The sequence below is a fragment of the Pseudomonas sp. JL2 genome, from assembly GCF_031570495.1.
Lineage (GTDB): Bacteria > Pseudomonadota > Gammaproteobacteria > Pseudomonadales > Pseudomonadaceae > Aquipseudomonas > Aquipseudomonas rhizophila.
The window spans coordinates 62,052-78,953 of record NZ_JAKUDH010000014.1 but is presented as its reverse complement, the minus strand read 5'-3'; the positions used below and the strand labels follow the sequence as shown (position 1 = coordinate 78,953).

Annotated in this window: 11 protein-coding genes and 3 pseudogenes; 2 read left to right on the top strand and 12 right to left on the bottom strand. The window is 57.8% G+C overall.

Annotated elements, in window-relative coordinates; genetic code table 11:
* Positions 1-36: 36 nt before the first annotated feature.
* The 6 genes and pseudogenes from MKS85_RS18320 to MKS85_RS18295 form a co-directional block, all read right to left on the bottom strand.
* Positions 37-1,002: pseudogene (locus MKS85_RS18320) on the bottom strand (DUF4113 domain-containing protein); the annotation flags it as partial.
* Positions 1,003-1,333: 331 nt separating this feature from the next.
* Entirely contained in the window at positions 1,334-1,951 is a 618-nt protein-coding gene (locus tag MKS85_RS18315) for a class I SAM-dependent methyltransferase (RefSeq protein WP_025297811.1), read from the bottom strand.
* A 6-nt stretch (positions 1,952-1,957) separates the two neighbouring features.
* Positions 1,958-2,068, bottom strand: a pseudogene (locus MKS85_RS18310) (PadR family transcriptional regulator); the annotation flags it as partial.
* Between the two features lie 10 nt (positions 2,069-2,078).
* Complete coding sequence (gene chrA, locus MKS85_RS18305) at positions 2,079-3,284, bottom strand: chromate efflux transporter (RefSeq protein WP_025297810.1); 1,206 nt, start codon at positions 3,282-3,284, stop codon at positions 2,079-2,081.
* Positions 3,285-3,572: 288 nt separating this feature from the next.
* Positions 3,573-4,424, bottom strand: a complete 852-nt coding sequence (locus MKS85_RS18300; RefSeq protein ID WP_025297809.1) for a universal stress protein — start codon at positions 4,422-4,424, stop codon at positions 3,573-3,575.
* A gap of 14 nt (positions 4,425-4,438) precedes the next feature.
* Complete coding sequence (locus MKS85_RS18295; protein ID WP_003123389.1) at positions 4,439-5,926, bottom strand: SulP family inorganic anion transporter; 1,488 nt, start codon at positions 5,924-5,926, stop codon at positions 4,439-4,441.
* Positions 5,927-6,654: 728 nt separating this feature from the next.
* Here MKS85_RS18295 and MKS85_RS18290 point away from each other — a divergent pair.
* A complete protein-coding gene (locus tag MKS85_RS18290; protein ID WP_025297808.1) occupies positions 6,655-9,345 on the top strand; it encodes an AAA family ATPase in 2,691 nt (896 codons plus the stop codon).
* Positions 9,346-9,412: 67 nt separating this feature from the next.
* Here the strand turns inward: MKS85_RS18290 and MKS85_RS18285 are convergent, their stop codons facing one another.
* The 6 genes and pseudogenes from MKS85_RS18285 to MKS85_RS18260 form a co-directional block, all read right to left on the bottom strand.
* Positions 9,413-9,877 (bottom strand): hypothetical protein, encoded by a 465-nt coding sequence (locus MKS85_RS18285; RefSeq protein WP_050397053.1) that lies wholly within the window; start codon positions 9,875-9,877, stop codon positions 9,413-9,415.
* A complete protein-coding gene (locus MKS85_RS18280; RefSeq protein ID WP_025297807.1) occupies positions 9,858-11,897 on the bottom strand; it encodes a hypothetical protein in 2,040 nt (679 codons plus the stop codon). Before MKS85_RS18280 ends, MKS85_RS18285 begins: the two co-directional genes overlap by 20 nt.
* The gene (locus MKS85_RS18275; RefSeq protein ID WP_025297806.1) at positions 11,894-13,624 is read right to left on the bottom strand and encodes a site-specific integrase; all 1,731 of its coding nucleotides are present in this window, start codon (positions 13,622-13,624) and stop codon (positions 11,894-11,896) included. Before MKS85_RS18275 ends, MKS85_RS18280 begins: the two co-directional genes overlap by 4 nt.
* Positions 13,617-14,906, bottom strand: a complete 1,290-nt coding sequence (locus tag MKS85_RS18270; protein WP_025297805.1) for a site-specific integrase — start codon at positions 14,904-14,906, stop codon at positions 13,617-13,619. The genes MKS85_RS18275 and MKS85_RS18270 overlap by 8 nt, the downstream gene beginning before the upstream one ends.
* Before the next feature lie 73 nt (positions 14,907-14,979).
* Positions 14,980-15,303: pseudogene (locus MKS85_RS18265) on the bottom strand (DNA polymerase V subunit UmuC); the annotation flags it as partial.
* Positions 15,296-15,721 (bottom strand): S24 family peptidase, encoded by a 426-nt coding sequence (locus MKS85_RS18260; protein WP_310663085.1) that lies wholly within the window; start codon positions 15,719-15,721, stop codon positions 15,296-15,298. The gene MKS85_RS18260 and the pseudogene MKS85_RS18265, both read right to left, overlap by 8 nt.
* A gap of 569 nt (positions 15,722-16,290) precedes the next feature.
* On the opposite strand from MKS85_RS18260, the gene MKS85_RS18255 reads away from it, so the two are divergent.
* Positions 16,291-16,854 carry a hypothetical protein gene (locus tag MKS85_RS18255; protein ID WP_310663084.1) on the top strand — a complete coding sequence of 188 codons (564 nt, stop codon included), beginning with the start codon at positions 16,291-16,293 and terminating at the stop codon, positions 16,852-16,854.
* Positions 16,855-16,902: the final 48 nt, after the last annotated feature.

Here is a 16,902-nt window from a genome sequence, read left to right as displayed (position 1 = left end):
AATGACTGGTTTGACAAATCTGAACAGCGTTTGCTCCTACTTACACTCCACTGTCCATAGCTGATCAAGCTTAGTCGTATAGCTCTTGCTCATCATCTCGCGACGCATCCCCCAGTCTGGATTGACGGGTACGCTGGCTGGCCTCAGCGTCCCTCTGCCCCAACGCCCATTGATCTGGTCCAACACAGTCATCAACATCGTGGCGTTAGCAGCTTGAGAGGTTGCAAATAGATCGTCGGTGAACTCCCCTGTCTGGCAGAGATTCATCAGCAGCACCTCAGCCTTACTGTATTTGAAGCCCTGGCGGTACAGCCGGTCGAGTGCCGCTATCGCCGCCTTCGTCAGCAGTCGCACATCATCGGTGGGATACGGCAGATCAATCAACACGCCATTGGCGTACTTCGCCTCCTCCGGGTTGAACATGCCGGTGCGGATGCTGACGCGGATCGTCTTGCACAGCGACTTCTGCACCCGAAGCTTTTCCGAGGCTCGCATCATGTAGGTGGCCACCGCTTCCTTGATCGGTGCCAGCTCCGTCAGCCGTTTACCAAACATCCGGCTACAGCAAATTTCCTGCTTCGGCGGATCCGGCTCATCCAGCTCCAGGCACGGCGTGCCGGCAAGTTCGCGGGCCGTCTTTTCAATCACCACGCTGAATTTCTTGCGTAGCGTCCAAGGGTCGGCCTTCGCCAGATCCATCGCGGTCTTGATGCCCATGGCGTCCAGGTGAAGTTTCATCTTGCGACCGACTCCCCAGACTTCGGACACGTCGGTGTTGCGCAGCACCCAGTCGCGCTTGAACGGGTCGCAGATATCGACCACGCCGCCGGTTTGCACTTGGAGCCGCTTAGCCGTGTGATTCGCCAGCTTTGCCAGGGTTTTCGTGTGAGCGATCCCTACCCCAACCGGGATGCCGGTGCAGCGCAGCACCTGGCTGCGGATCTTCCGCCCGAGGGCATCCCGGCTGTCGATGCCGGTCAGATCCGCGAAGGCTTCGTCAATCTAAAGGAAAGAAGAACAGCCATGGACATGACTTCAGCTCAGACATTCCGCTACTCAATCTCTGATGTCGGATGTCCATAGAAAGAACCTCTTTTCCAGGAAATTGGGGCTTGAAGTCCATACCTGCGCAATTGCACCCATTTGACCAGTCAATTGCATTGGTACTGACCACCGCGTGCATCCGACTTGGCCAGTGGGCAGCAGAGACGCAACAGGCAGAAACCGGCCAGGAGCTGCCATTCGTCCAAGTTTCTCGTGCCCCGAAAAACGGGGACAGTGCTCGATAGGAGTACTTAACAGGGCCGCCTACTGTCGTCTCACCGGAAAGACGTCAGCCGAGCTTTCTGCAATAGCAGTAGAGGAACTTCTGCACCGTCCCAAACGGCGTATGGTGGTTTTCCTCAGCCTTCCCCAGCAGCTCAAACTGCGCGCCAAACTCATCGTACAGGGTGTCGGCGCTGTATCGTCTGACAGGCAAACCGCTGCACTGCTCCGGGCCGTCCTCGGCGAAGGTGCCCACGACCACAAAGCCGCCAGGCTTGACCGCACGCCCCACAGCGTTGAGATAACGCGCTCTGTCTGCGGCATCGGTTAGAAAATGGAACACAGCGCGGTCATGCCAGAGCGCGAAGCGGTGCTCGGGAAAGTCCACCTGGGTGATATCTGCCTCCAGCCAATGTACGGCGCTGGCGGCGCCTCCCAGTCGATGACGCGCCACATCGAGCGCGGCGGCCGAAATATCGAGCACGGTCAGGTCGCTGTAATGCGCTGCCAACAAGTCGTCCACCAAGGTCGAAGCACCGCCGCCGACATCGATGATCGCAGCATCCGCAGCGATACCTGTTTGACGAATCAGCGCGAGGGAGCTGTCTGCATGTGGCTGGTACCAGCTCACCGCGTCGGCTGCCTTGTGGGTGTACACGGACTCCCAGTGGGACTTGTCTTGCATCGCTTAGCCGTGGTGTCGCAACTCTTCGATGATGGCCAGCCCGAAAATGGGAGCCTCAGCGGCGTGGTGCAGGATGTGCAGGCGTATCAACCCGCCATAGAGGTCTTTGTCGGTCACTCGCCGCCTCTCACAGGGCAATGCTCAACAACCCGCCCAGGATACCGCTGCCGAGCACGACCAGCCACGGCGGCAGCTTCCAGAACATCAACGCCACCAGTGCCACGAGGGCCAGGCCAAAGTCTTTCGGGCCATGAATCGCACTGGTCCATACCGGCTGGTAGAGAGCGGCCAGCAGCAGGCCGACCACGGCCGCATTGATGCCCAGCAGTGCAGCCTGCGTGCGCAGGTTACGGCGCAGGTGTTCCCAGAACGGCAAGGCCCCCACCACAAGCAGGAAAGACGGCGCAAAGATCGCCAGAAGGCAGATCAGGCCGCCAAGCCAGCCAGTGGGTGCTTGGTTCATCGAGGCGCCGAGAAAGGCTGCGAAGGTGAACAGCGGACCCGGCACGGCCTGCGCCGCGCCATAGCCCGCAAGGAATGCGTCGTTGTCGACCCAGTCTGTTGGTACGACCTCAGCTTGCAACAGCGGCAGTACGACATGCCCGCCACCGAATACCAGCGAACCGGAGCGGTAGAAGGCATCCACCATCGCCAATGTCTGGTTCGGGAACACAGCTGTCAGCAACGGCAGCCCCAGCAGCAGGGCAAAGAACAGGGCCAGCCAGAACAAGCCAACGCGACGTCGCACGCTGATCGGTAGTGGATCATGGGCCTCGCCCTGCTGTGGTTTGAACAGCAGCAGGCCGACGATGGCGGCAAGGATGATGACACTCACTTGCCCCCAGGCAGAGGGTACGAGCAGCACGAAGCAGGTCGCCGCCGCCATGATGGAAATACGCGGTGCATCAGGACACAGATTGCGCGCCATGCCCCAGACCGCCTGGGCGACCACCGCCACGGCCACCACCTTCAAACCGTGCAGCACGCCAGCAGGCATGGCATCACCATAACTGGCGATGCCGAGTGCGAAGAAGATCAGGGCAATTGCGGAAGGCAAGGTGAAGCCCAGCCACGCGGCCAGCGCGCCGCGATAGCCAGAGCGCGACAGACCGAGCGCGATACCGACCTGGCTGCTGGCCGGCCCTGGCAGAAACTGGCAAAGGGCAACCAGATCCGCATAGCTGCGCTCGCTCAACCATTGTCGGCGCACCACGAACTCATCGCGGAAATAGCCCAGGTGAGCGATTGGGCCGCCGAAGGAGGTCAGCCCTAGGCGAAGGAATATCAGAAATACAGCCCAGGGGCGGCGGTCGGTCTTGAGGGGATCGGTCATGGTCGTTGGGTCAAGAGTGACAAGATGAGCCAACAATAATCGAAAATCGTTAACGAAATACGACCATTGAAATCAGTGCTGCCAACTGCGCATGGCCTGTACTCCTCCACCTACAAGACACAGAAATATTTCCAGCGGTTGCCCCCCATTTGTCTGCCGAGCCCTGAACAGTCGGAACCATTTTCTGTGGTTGAGAAGCAGTAAAAAGCCGTCACCAGCTGCCTGTCGGAACAGGCAGCAAATGAGGGAAATTGGCCCGCGCCTTCGGGCGCGCTCCCCGGCACCGACCTAGCGCAACAGAAGCAACGGAGTGGTAGTAGTGCGCAGCATGTGGGCAGTGGTGCTCCCCACCAGGAATTGCCGGATTCGAGAATGCCCGTAGGCGCCCATCACGAGCAGATCAACACCGTGCTCTTCTTGGTAGGCATGCAGTGCGGGCTCAACCTCCCCAGTTCGGATGGCCGTATGTACCTTGTGCCCTGCCGAGGCCAGTATTGAACAGGCCGCCTCCATCTGCGCCGAGTTCTCCATCGTCTCGGTTCCGACCATCACCAGATGGATAGGCAGTCCTTTCAGCAAAGGGCTTGCAGCCAGCATTTCTACTCCCTTGCGCGTGGTGGCGCCGCCATCGAAGGCCAGCATCGCGCTTTCCGGCTGCTTGAAGCGGGTCGGCGTCACCAGTAAAGGGCGGCGCATGATGCGAATGACACTTTCCAACTGGCTGCCGACGTGCAGTTCGGCACCGTCACTGGACTCGCCCTGGCGACCGATCACCAGCAGGCGGATGTCATTTCCAAGCTCGCGCAGGCTTTCCAGAAGATCGCCATGGCGCTGCCTGGTTTCTGGCGAACTCACGCCGTCGGCGATGGCCCGCTCCTTCGCGGCAGCGAGCATGACGAGGCCTTGTTCCAGAGCCAGCTTGTTGCGTTGCTCGTCCAACGCGGCGAGTTCATCCAGCAGATGCTCTCGACTGCCCAAACCGATGTTGCCGCTCAAATCGGCGGACACCGGATACTGGCGTTGATCCAATACGTGCAGGAAGGTGAGCGGGGCATTCAGGCGCTGGCTGGCCCAGGCCGCATAGTCGCAAACAGCAGGGGCGCAGGCGGAGCCGTCAATGCAAGCGGTAACGTAGGTCATCGTTGTTCTCCCTGTCAGTGGCCCATGAGTTGGTCGATGGCATCGGGTTTGTCGTGCACACCAAAACGGTCGACGATAGTGGCGCTGGCCTCATTCAGACCCAGCACCTCGACCTCGGTGCCTTCGCGGCGCAGCTTGACCACCACCTTGTCCAGAGCAGCGACGGCAGTGATATCCCAGAAGTGAGCGCGACTCAGGTCGATGGTCACCTTGCTAATCGCTTCCTTGAAATCGAACGCCGCAACGAACTTGTCGGCCGAGCTGAAGAACACTTGGCCAATCACCTTATAAATTCGATGATCAGCGGCTTCATTCAACTCTGAGCTGATCGCCATGTAATGACCGACCTTGTTGGCGAAGAACATCGCAGCCAGCAGAACCCCAACCAGAACGCCATAGGCGAGGTTGTGGGTGAAGACCACCACGACCACGGTTGCCACCATCACGATGTTGGTGGAAAGCGGGAATTTGCGCAGATTGCGCAGCGAGTCCCAGCTGAAGGTACCGATGGACACCATGATCATCACCGCCACCAGCGCGGCCATGGGAATCTGGCTGACCCAGTCGCTGAGAAACACCACCATCAATAGCAGCACGACGCCCGCGATCAAGGTGGACAGGCGGGTTCGGCCACCGGATTTCACGTTGATCACCGACTGTCCGATCATGGCGCAACCGGCCATGCCGCCCATGAGGCCCGAAGCGATGTTGGCCACGCCTTGGCCTTTGCACTCGCGGTTCTTGTCGCTGGTGGTATCGGTCAGGTCATCGACGATGGTCGCGGTCATCATCGACTCCAGCAGACCAACCACAGCCAGTGCTGCCGAGTAAGGGAAGATGATCGCCAGGGTCTCGAAGGTCAGTGGCACGTCAGGCCACAGGAAGATGGGGAGCGTATCCGGCAGTTGGCCCATGTCGCCGACGGTGCGGATATCCAGCCCGAGATAGATGGCAACTGCGGTCAAGACCAGGATGCACACCAACGGTGAGGGAATCACCTTGCCGAGCTTGGGTACATAGGGAAACAGGTAGATGATACCGAGGCCCGCAGCCGTCATGGCGTAAACGTGCCAGGTGACATTGGTCAGTTCAGGTAGCTGTGCCATGAAGATCAGAATCGCCAGCGCGTTGACAAATCCGGTCACCACCGAACGAGACACGAAGCGCATCAACGAGCCGAGCTTCAGGTACCCGGCGGCGATCTGAAGCACGCCACACAGCAGCGTGGCTGCCAGCAGGTACTCCAGGCCATGGTTCTTGACCAGGGTCACCATCAGCAGCGCCATTGCCCCGGTCGCCGCCGAAATCATGCCGGGTCGACCGCCAACGAAAGCGATCACAACGGCGATACAGAACGACGCATACAGGCCGACCTTGGGATCGACACCCGCGATGATGGAAAAGGCGATGGCCTCCGGAATCAGCGCAAGCGCTACGACGAGACCGGCGAGCACATCGCCTCTCAGGTTCGAAAACCAATTCTGTTTGATTGTCTGCAACATCAGTAAATCCAAGGCAATGGACGCGACAGCACGATGCCAGGACGGCGTGCAGGAAGCGTCAGGTTCAAGTTGTAGGAGTCACGTGGCGCCGTGTGGAACGGCAGATTTGCTACAGGCGCAGCAAGACGAATCAGTCGGTAAGCCGAGCTGACTCAGGGAGGGGGCTATGCGTTATGGCGGCGTAGGCAGCCAGGCAGAGATTTTCGAGACGATCATGCTGTCAGGTATTGAGCAGTCAGAGCAGGAAAGAGCGCAGACCATATCACGGTGAGCCCAGTCTTGCGACACTAGGGCAAAAGTTAGAGCCTGAAAATTGCGCTATGGCGATAACTGCTCTTGGCTGTTCTCTGACGGTCGTGACAGTGACACGCCCTGGTCAAGTTGAACGCAATCCGTGGTCAACGCCAACCCAAATTGGTGGTCAAGAGGAGTGCAATTTCGCACATACCTGAGGACTGCTCACCACATCGCTTGCGTCGGTAGTAGCTTCCGCACTTTCCCCGTCTCTCACCGCTAAACAGCGCTTTCCGGTAGCGGACTTTAGAGCGGCTTGATACTGGTCAGCATGCAGAAATTCTGCCCGTGTAGCGTCACGACCGGACAAGCCACTAGGGTGGCGGTCAGGGAAGGCAGGCAAACGGAACACGGCGAAGCACCTCGAAGGCGCTGGCCACTTGCCATCCAACTGGGCGCGGCCTTTAATCGGCGGATCTGGAAAGGAGACGGATATGCCATTGTTGGACGAGATTATTGGGTGGGCCGGCGGACTCAGACCCTGGCAGCAGGAAGCACTGCGCCGGATATTTGCCCGGGCCGAACTAACCCAAGATGACATCGAGACCATTCTGCGAATGGTTCGCGAGCAAGAACGGGAAGACGCAACCACGGGGGGAGCACGGCCATTCACGTTGGACGACGTACCAGGCGCCGGAAGTGGCGCAACCGTGCGGTTGGTGGGTGTCTCGGGGCTAGACCAGGTAAACGGCTTCCCGTCCGGTCGTGCCTTTGACCTCGCACCGGAGGGCATGACCATTTTCTTTGGTCATAACGGCGCCGGCAAATCCGGCTACGCCCGCGTCTTCAAGAATGCCTGCAACGCTCGGCATCGGGTGGAGGTCCTGCCCGACGCTTTTGGGGCGGCAACCCCAGCTAGACCGCCATCAGCAGATTTCGCCATTTTGGTGGATGGCACTCCGGAAACCGCACGTTGGGTCCAGAACGGGCCGGCCCATTTGCATTTGAGTTCGGTCTCGGTCTACGACGCGGCCTGTGCCAATGACTACATCGACGCGGAAGGGACCCCTGCATTTCAGCCCTACGGACTCACTCATCTGACGCGCCTGGTCCTACTTCAGCGTGATTTACAGGCACGGATTGGGACCGAACGCAATGCCTTGGCTCTGGATACCCGGCAATTCGAACCGCTGAAGGGTGACACCGAAGTCGGCCGCTACATCGCCAAATTAGGTGGGGACTCGGACCGCGCCGTGCTTGCTCGATTAGGGACGGTCGGTGACGATGAACTCCGGCGACTGGAGTTTCTGAAGCGGACATTACTGGAAAGCGATCCTGTGCCGCAGGCGCTGGCCTTGGAACGTTTGGCGACACGCTTGGACCAGGCGCAGCGTCGAGCCGAGGAAGTCCAGCGCTGGGTGAATGATCGTGCCATAGCACGGGCAAAGGAACTGATTACAACGGAAAAAACCGCGCATCTCGCCATGCAACTGGCGCAAGCGCGTCTTCAGGATCGAGACACACTGAACGCCATGGAGTTGCCGGTAACGTCCTCACCCACCGCCACGCTGCTGGAAGGCACAGGAGCTGAACTCTGGCAAACGATGTACCGAGCCGCTGAGGCTTTCTCTCAGCAGACGGCATACCCTGAACATCCCTTCCCGCACCTGGAACCGGACGCTTACTGCGTACTCTGCCAGCAACCTTATTCAACGGATGCCTCGGAGCGCATGCGGCGTTTCGCGGCATTTGTCGCCGACAGCGCCACGGCGGATGCGCAAGCCGCCACGCTTGCGCGCATGAACGCTCTAGGGAAGGTGCAGGCTGTCGATCTAAACGTTCTGGATGTGCCAACACGGGCTGACGTGGAGGAGCGACTGCCCGACCTACACGCTGCCATCACCGCAGCGGCATCGGTCTGGACCGCCCGGCATACTTGGGTTAGCCAAGCCCTGCAAACTGGAAACTGGTCCCCCGAGTCAGAACCGCTTCCTATCGAAGCAAACCTCGATAGTCTCTTCGCCGCCAAAGCTGCTTCGCTCCGAGTCGACGCCAATACCCTGCGGACCTCTGCCGATCCCGCTGTACGCTTGGCGCTGACCCAAGAACTGGCAGAGCTAGAAGCCCGACAACGCCTCGCCAACCAGCTTGGCGCGGTGGAGCGCTTTGTTCAGGACAGTCAGGTCCATGCCACATTGAGCCGCTGCCATGCCGCCCTCAACCCAGCGGCAGTGTCACGCAAACTGACGTCCCTGGCGGCGACGCATGTGACCGAGGCTCTGGCCGCTTCCATGAATGCTGAGTTGAAAGCCCTGGGCTATAAGCGACGGGTGCAACCCGACCTGAGCGGGCGCACAGAGCTGGGGGTGACCAAGGTCACGCTGCGCCTGCAGGAAATCACGGCGAAAGCCTCCAAGGTGCTGTCAGAGGGCGAGCAGCGCGCGTTGGGGATGGCTATGTTCCTCGCCGAGCTCGAATCCCTGCCACATACTTCGACCGTTATTTTCGACGATCCGTCTACGTCGCTGGATCACGTATATCGTCGGGCCATAGCTCGGCGTTTGGTAGCGCTGGCTGAGACCCGCCAAGTGCTGGTGTTCACCCATGATGCGGTGTTCCTGACCGAGCTCGCGATGGCGCTTCAGCGTGCTGATCGCTCGGCCAGCTACAAGACCATCGGTTGGGACGAGTCGCCGGGACTAGTGAGCGAGGGGCTGACGTGGGCGACGATGGACACCAAGGCCCGCCTGGCCGATCTCGAAAGTCGTGCGAAAGCGCTGAACGTTCCGGTCGGCAGCGACCCGGATGATGAGCTTGAGCGGCAAATTGCATCGGGATACTCAAGCCTCCGAGGCACTGTCGAGCGCGCCATCCGCGAGGTTTTTTTGAACAATACCGTCCAGCCGTTCAGCGATGTGGTGAGCGTAGAAGCATTTGGTGCTGTCATTGGCCACCCCGCAGAGGAGTGGGAGCAGTTGCTGGCAGTGTATGCGCGGGCCTGCGAAGCTACCGAGGCCCACGACACCCCAGGCGAGCGCCAACTACCGCTTCCCGCGCGCGAGGAGTTGCTCGGCGATATCGCCCAGGTCCTGGAATTAATCAAAAACGCGACTAAACGCCGAACTGCCTACGAGAATCTACGCCGGGAGCGGACCGCGCAACGCAAGAAGCTCTTCGGCGGCTAGCCCGACGTTTCATGCCGGGCTGGTCGGGCATGGCTGTGTTTCTTTCGAATATTGCGAGCTCTCCGTTTCAAAGTTTTTTGTGGCCTCGCGGATTAAGAGGAAGCACATTGGAGGCCGGCAGTTGGCGCTCCAAGTCCGCAATACGGTCGTACAGCTCAAGAATGGTGGCGTCGGCCTCACCGAGTAGGCTGGCTAGGTGGTCACGCTGCTGCGTGATTTCCTCGATCCGTTCTCGAAGTCCACGATTTTTTCTGCGGGCTAATAAGCTGACTTGGCGCACTGATGGCGGACGTTGCTCAGCGTGTCCTTCCACGTACTTTTGGATCTCAGCGATCAGTAGGGGGAAACGAGCTTTTTTCAGTGCAGAGGGGTCGCTGCCGGCTTCCTTGGCAACGTTGTTCTGACTTACGGGCGTCCCCTTCGGCAGTCGTTCGGGCTTGTTGCTCTTCAGCCGCTCGAACGCTGCGCGATACTGCTCGCCGGCACTCATTCGCTTAGCCGGGTCAGCGGATTCAGGTTTGCCGGATGACATGGCGATAATTCTCCACACTACGTTTCTGGGCTTCCAACGAAGTCCTTAGCGGACTATCTACCTCGGCAGCGGCCAGGCGCTCATCCAATACCGCCTCCAACACTTCGACTTCGTCGAGTTGCTCGGGGTCATAGAGAACGTCCGCACATGGTTTGGTTTCTCCGGGGGAATCGCCCCCTCCGCAGCGAGCGATATTGTCGATGCCCCCATAGGGACAGGGGGTACGGCTCGTGCAGATGCCCAGCAAAATCGGTCGATGAGTGACCGTCCCCTTCTTAGCCAGATTGATCGCTTTCTTAGCATCAGAGGCTGAGATCAGGCGGACAATCTCAGATTTTCGCTTCTCGCCGTGGGGGCTGACGAATCGATTGCTCGTCAGCTGTTGCAGCTGCCTACCCAAAGTTTCGTACATGGTGCGGACGTAGTAGGTATGGGCCTTCTCTTCCAGCCGTACCCTGGAATGGTTTTGCCCGTAGTAGAGACTCATCGCTCTGGCGACGTGCTTTAGCTGAAACTGCAATGAAGCGTCGCTGACCAGCCCGGATGCCTGCATATTCACTGCGCCGGTTCGTCGGAGTTGATGCCAGGCCAACGGCCAGATTTTGCCGACCGCAAACTCGTCGGTCAGCGTCGGCGTCACCAACCGAGCCAATGCGAAATCTTCCGGCGTAATGCGCAATTGCTCAGGGTCGAACAGCTTGTCGAACCACTGAAGCACATGGGCATAGCTCGGAATCGATGGCCGAATCGTGCGGTTGATCTTGGTGAACTTCGTTCCCCACGGTTCAAGGCAATAATCAAGCAGATAGCGCTTGGCCGGATCATCCGGCACCGAGGCCTCGCCGGGGGGAGAATCGCATTCTGCGCGGAGGTCTGCGACCACACGCATGGCTTCAACTGCCACCTGAGCTGACGGGGACGTCACCCAAAGTGCCTCAGAATCCGACATCGTCTTGGTCGTTCGTCCGCGCAATACATGGATGTCGCCAAACTGCGGATCACGTTCTATGTGCAAGCAATCGGCGCGCAGGTTCCAAGCCTCTTCGACTCGCATGAGGCTGAAATTCAGCAGATAGCACAGTCCAGATCGGCTCACGAGGTTGAGGTAGCGACTCAGAGTTTGAATGCGAATTTCGTCGTCGCTCACTCCCAGCCAGCGACGAAATAGTTCCACCATGCCAAACCGATGCGCTGTGTCGATGAATGGGCCGTAGTACTGCCGCCCAGTCCACTTTCCGTTTGATCCATCCGACGGCCACTGAAACGGATAGAACGATTGTGGCCTGCGTTGTCCTTGGAGACTGGCAGAGTTGTGCCGATAGGCAGCCAGACAGAAGCGGAAGCACTCCTCGACTTGGCCTCGATGCGCCAAAAAGTCATCCAGGCATTCACGCAAGCGTGTGATTTGATAGTGCCAAATGCGGGGCGGGATATAGGGGGTCTGGAGCTTCTGGTGGTCGGGCATGGCCGCTGCGAGGCGTGCCAACCCTGCGCGATCCAACAAGGTGAACCCCAGCGCATCCCGCCGCTCATACAGTTCGTGCAGCAATGCCAAAAACTCACCGGACCGGGAAGCCTGGAGCACCTCCGGGAGAAGGTCGGCAACGCGCGGAAAATGACTCAGTTCGGATGCGAGAATGCCTTCTTGAGTGCACAAGACGAACAGCCGACGCATCTGGTCGAAGCGCGTTTTCAGGCCTCGGTATCCACGGGCTCCATTGGGGCCGTATAGCCACCAGCCGATTACGGTCCGCAATAAATCGGCGTTCGCAGGATCGATCGCGGCGACATATTTCTTAGCTGGGCCATCGCCGAAATTGAGAGTGAGCCGTTTTCCCGCCCACGCGTCGAGCCGCCAAATGGCATCGCCCCAACGGCTCACCACCTGGCCAGCGGCATCTATGATGACCGGCCAATCACGCTGCGGTGGCCAGCACGGCGGACGGTAGTTCGGCGCATCAGGAATCGCTAGGGGCGAGTCGATGCCGAGGCCAAGTTCGGAAAGAATATTTTTCGTCATGCTGATCTTTGTCGCAGTTCTGCCAATTGGATGAAGCCATCCCAGGCCGGGTGGTAGTCACCTTCACTTATGCGCGCTCTGGCTTCTTCGACCCAAAGCCTGCGGACCTCGCTACTTTCTTCGAAGAAGCGCAGTTTGGCCGTCAGCCGATCGATCACCAGCAGGGCCGGATGCTCTGTCGTCAGGTGCTTACCCGAACTGGGTGGGCGGTAGCGTGCCAGTTCAAGCGATTTGAGGTGGCGCAAGCTACCGAGAGACCACACATGATCCTCACTTTCGATATCCCGGTGCTGGGTACAGAACAGGCAACCGGCAGCATTGATGCAGTCGGGTCGCGGACCATTCTTCGGCATCGTGCCCACTGGTTCAGGTGTGGCCGATACACATCTACCAGGAGCAGGAGGTGAAAGGGACGGATCGGTTTGCTGATGGAAGCGCGTAATTTCCACCATAGCGATCTGCGGGTGCGGGTCGGCATATACGCGTATCAGCGTTTGCACCGTATGCTGGGCCAACTCCGCAACCTGTTGGGGATTCTGGGACTCCCGAAGCAACCAGTTGATGCGCGTCCCGCGCAGTTTTCGCGGTCTCACAAGCGGTATGCCAAGCTCGCGGCAGATGCGCGTAACGTTCGTGAACTGCGTCGCCTCTTCTAGGATTCGTCCCCCGCTACGTATAAGCGGAAAGAGCAAACCATCCGGCTCATTGGGAAACCATTCGGAACGCCATTCGAGATAGCGCTCGAACCACTCTCGATAACTGGCAAAAATCTCGAATAGCACTTCTCCTTCCCGTCGATTTTTGTAGGTACGTATCTGGTAGCCGTCTAAGTGGCTGGTGTAATGAAACTGCTCAACCCGCAGGGTATGTGCTTGCTGGAGGTTCAGACCGGTCTGGGCGATGAACATCAGCAATTCACTCTCGATCCGTAAATTGACGATGGGGAAACGGGTCCGCAGTGTCCGATCTGCATCGTGGGCGGCACGCGCCGCCAGGGATGCTTCGATTTGCGCTTGGTTTTGCGGCCTGGTACGGCGGGCCGCTACTTTCTCGGGGCTCTGCAATCCCGACCATAGTTCCAGCACTTGGCCGGTGCGTAACGAAATACACACTGGGAGGGGGGCCATTGTCCCCCTCCAGGTCAATGCCTCGCATACGTCAGCTAGAAGGTGTCCGAATGCGAAGGTGTTTTGCAGACTCTGCTTGTCCGCTTTGCTCGTATGTACCTTGCCTTTGCCGCGCGGCTTGCGAATACGTGTGCTCTTGCTCAGGCTTGCTTGGCGGTCCAGTGCTCGGTCCAGCATCGTCGCCGTGAGCCTGGTGAGATCGTACAGGGACCCATCGCTGAAATTACGTTCGACTCGATGACGCTGGAGCAAGTGATCGGTCCAACGAATGAACGTGTCGGCCGCCGTCTCGAGACTGAGATTCACGTTTTCTGAATCGATCCAGGCAAAGAATCGACGCAATGCACTGATCTTGTTCTGCACCGAGAAGCGACTTCCGCCACCAGCAAGGTCGTCAGTCATGTGCTCATGCAGCCGCGTCACCAGCTCGAAACGTTCCGGCAAGGGACTGCCGAGTTCGCTCTGCGCGATCTGGCGGCCCACATGCTTCACCTTTGCTGCTGCACCTCCGCGAAACAGCAGCGGCCGGAGGTCCCAGGGCGTTTCAGTGGCCCCATACTCAAGCATCGGGAAAGTGAGGTCGAATTCGGAACTATCCATCGTACCGCGCCCCAGCGCCGATCCCGCTAAATGCCGCCATGAAGCTATTTGAGAGGGCTTGTTTGATCGGCAGTGCCTGTACGAATCGGATGTATTTGAAGGTGGTGGCTTCAGAGTTAGGCCCGTGAAGCAACGCGTCGCTGACCGTCGCAATTACAATAGCGACATCGGCACAAGCCGATAGCGCCAGACGTGCCAATTCGGTACCGAAGGTGCAGCGCGACTGATGGAAGCGGAATTTACGGAGCACCTGTAGTTCTGCTTTGACGCCCCGTTTTCGAAACTCGGACATCTCAACATTCACAGCAGATGACTGATCGGTGCCGCGCCTGCCATAGGCGTTACCAAAGCGGGTCAAGAACAGCAAGTCACGATTCTCGGGCGAGGCTTTCGCCTCTCGTTCCATCCTCCGCCAGCCTTTGGCATATTCCAGCAATTCATCACGCAACGCTTCGGGTATCCAGACCTGGCCAGTCACACCGAATTTCGTGTGCACTGGCGGAGCTGCGCCTGGACCAACTGCAAGGCGTAGAAGCCCTTCAGCGGAAGGGTCGGGGGCGGCGCGCTCCAGAGATTGAATCTTGAGATCACAGATGCTGCCGAGCCGCATCCCGGTAAAAAATCCAAGGGCCAACATGAGGTAGAGCTCGGGCGTGGCGTTCTCTGCGGCGAAATCCAGAATTGCATCGCGATCGGTCTCCGAGACTGGCAACAGCCCATCTTCAAGCGTTTGGCCTGGGCGCTTACGGTTCGGGATGCTGAGGTCGGTGGTGGTTCCGCTGATCGTTCGCTCGAACCCCACCCGGTCGAAGTATTTAACGACGTAGGGCTTTTCCCGCCACAGCTGGACGTGTGGAGAAAGAAGCTCCCTATGCCTTACCCACCGATAGAACATGATGCAATTGCGCATGTACTCAGACGCCGTGGATGGGCTGATCTGGCCGGCATCGCGCATCTTGATCAACGCCCCTCGGTATAGCACCAGGCAGCGGTCAGCTTTGCGAGCGGGAAACTCGAACCACTGCAAATCACGAGATTCAAGAAATTTAGCGTAATTGAGAAGGCCATTCATGTTACTGGCAACGGTCTTAAGAGAAGCGTCACCAGTCGTTGCTCGCTCCACTGCCCACAGGTTTGCCTCCCTCCAAGGTGCATAGTCTGCCCAAAAGATTTGGGGCAAGCCCTCAATGGATGGCCGGCTGCTACTGGGGGAGTATGCGACGGCGTTCTCTCTGCGCACGAGGTAATGGGGCACGAAATGAATGCGCTCTAGCGTCGCCATTCAACGCCCCTGGGACGCTTAACAATGTCCATAGATAGAACTCAATAGCTTAGGCGTCCGCACTATACAACATACTCTTATCGATGCTGTAGACCTCGACGGCAGGCACCATTGATTCAATGAGGGTCATCACGCGCTCGCTCATATCTCCATAGAGCGCGTAGTTCGACGAGAACGGGACGATGCCGTGCTTATGCAGCTTATGCTTGATTTGGAAATACGGCTCGCCCATCTTCACATAGGGCTTGGCGTCGTAGCTGCGGGCGATCACGCAGCCGTCGTTGTTGCTCAGCACCACGATGGGCACGCGGGCCAGGTCGGGTCGAAACACGCGCTCGCAACTGGCATAGAAGCTGTTGCAGTCGATCAGGGCGAAAACTGGTTGGGGTTTAGACATGGCTGCGCACGCTGCATGTGATGACGCCCCAGATCACCAGCTCGTCGCCCTCAAGCACGTACCTCGGTGGATACTTTGGGTTCTCCGAAAGGAGAATCACCTCCCTACCGCGAATGCAAAGCCGCTTGCATATGGGCTCGTTGTTCAGCAGCGCTACGACGATGTGACCGTGCGCAGGCTCCAAAGCGCGGTCCACCACCGCGAGATCACCTTCAAAAATACCGGCGCCTTGCATGCTCTCCCCAGCGATTGAGACCAGGTAGACATGCGGGGCGCGAATGTTCAGAACCTCATCCAATGAGATGTGCGCTTCGATGTGGTCCGCCGCCGGAGATGGAAACCCGGCGGGCACTCGAAACGAACATAAGGGCAGCTTCAAGCCACCCTCGGCAACAGGGCCTAGAATTGAAAAGCTCATGACGCACGTTCCAAAATACTGTACGAACATACAGTTAACTTTGTACAAGATTGGCGGTCAATTTGTATAGGAAAAATCTGACAGGCGGGACAACCCATGTGTGGGAGATTCGTGCAGTACGAGGGGATGGCGGTGTTTATGGAGGAGCTAGGGCCACAGCTCCCGCTATTCAGCTGTTTCGATGCAGTGCCGATCGACCGGTACAACATCGCCCCGATGACTAGCGTACAAATTCTCCACACCAGCGACGCCGCCGTTCACATCACCTATCAAGTGTGCTGGCCGCCAGCCTGGGCGAAGGAGAATGCCCAGATTCCATCAATGCGAGGGCCGAAACGGTCGCGAGGTGAAATCAGAGACCCAATCTAATGCTTCCTATCACCGAGCCCCCGATTGCTCTGACAACCATTGAAACTTAACCCCTCCTAGGCATCCCGCATCGTTCAGTAAATAATTCCACCCGGGCCTCAAAAACTGGGCTATGTTTGCAACAAGGCGTCAGGCATTAAAAGAAGAGTCTCATACCATAATATAATTCCCGCAAACCAAACGACCTGGAAATTTGAAGCATGAAAAAATCCACTGCAATTAGCCGTAGAGTCAAATCTTGCTGGGAACATATTTCAAAAGAAGAATATGAAGAAGCTCTTATAGATTTTTTCCCTGCACTGGATAAAACCTCTCAATTAAGATATCCGAAAATCAAAACCGTCGGCGCAAGGATCGAAGCTTTTTTGTCGGATGAAGAAGGTCTCATATCGGCACTCGCCACAGAAAACTTTATTATTAACTGTAAATTCGGCGAATACACATTCCCCAAAGCGATTTATAAACTAGGCAGAAACCCTATATCTCATGAAGGTGAGTTAGACGCCAGACTAACATTTGACAATATGGACGGCATACGGATCAGCGGCGACACTTGGAACTTGCCTCCCACTTATATTTCGGCACTCGCAATAAGTGTAATGATAGCACCAGAAAACCTAAATGAATCTATCAATACACCTACATCAATTAGTCTTTACGGAAACACCTTTCCAATCAATACGCTATGGGGAGCTAGACATTTGGTAAGGGATCTAATATGCACTCACTTCAGAAACCCTGACTTATTCAACCATCGAAAATAAAGATAGCATTAGAAGAAACCAAGCAACTATAGCGAAACAGTTGATATT

Bases quoted from the DNA above. Each gene is read 5' to 3' on its own strand.
- MKS85_RS18315 (WP_025297811.1), bottom strand. From the start codon at position 1,951: ATGCAAGACAAGTCCCACTGGGAGTCCGTGTACACCCACAAGGCAGCC.
- chrA (WP_025297810.1), bottom strand. From the start codon at position 3,284: ATGACCGATCCCCTCAAGACCGACCGCCGCCCCTGGGCTGTATTTCTG.
- MKS85_RS18300 (WP_025297809.1), bottom strand. From the start codon at position 4,424: ATGACCTACGTTACCGCTTGCATTGACGGCTCCGCCTGCGCCCCTGCT.
- MKS85_RS18295 (WP_003123389.1), bottom strand. From the start codon at position 5,926: ATGTTGCAGACAATCAAACAGAATTGGTTTTCGAACCTGAGAGGCGAT.
- MKS85_RS18290 (WP_025297808.1), top strand. From the start codon at position 6,655: ATGCCATTGTTGGACGAGATTATTGGGTGGGCCGGCGGACTCAGACCC.
- MKS85_RS18285 (WP_050397053.1), bottom strand. From the start codon at position 9,877: ATGTCATCCGGCAAACCTGAATCCGCTGACCCGGCTAAGCGAATGAGT.
- MKS85_RS18280 (WP_025297807.1), bottom strand. From the start codon at position 11,897: ATGACGAAAAATATTCTTTCCGAACTTGGCCTCGGCATCGACTCGCCC.
- MKS85_RS18275 (WP_025297806.1), bottom strand. From the start codon at position 13,624: ATGGATAGTTCCGAATTCGACCTCACTTTCCCGATGCTTGAGTATGGG.
- MKS85_RS18270 (WP_025297805.1), bottom strand. From the start codon at position 14,906: ATGGCGACGCTAGAGCGCATTCATTTCGTGCCCCATTACCTCGTGCGC.
- MKS85_RS18260 (WP_310663085.1), bottom strand. From the start codon at position 15,721: ATGAGCTTTTCAATTCTAGGCCCTGTTGCCGAGGGTGGCTTGAAGCTG.
- MKS85_RS18255 (WP_310663084.1), top strand. From the start codon at position 16,291: ATGAAAAAATCCACTGCAATTAGCCGTAGAGTCAAATCTTGCTGGGAA.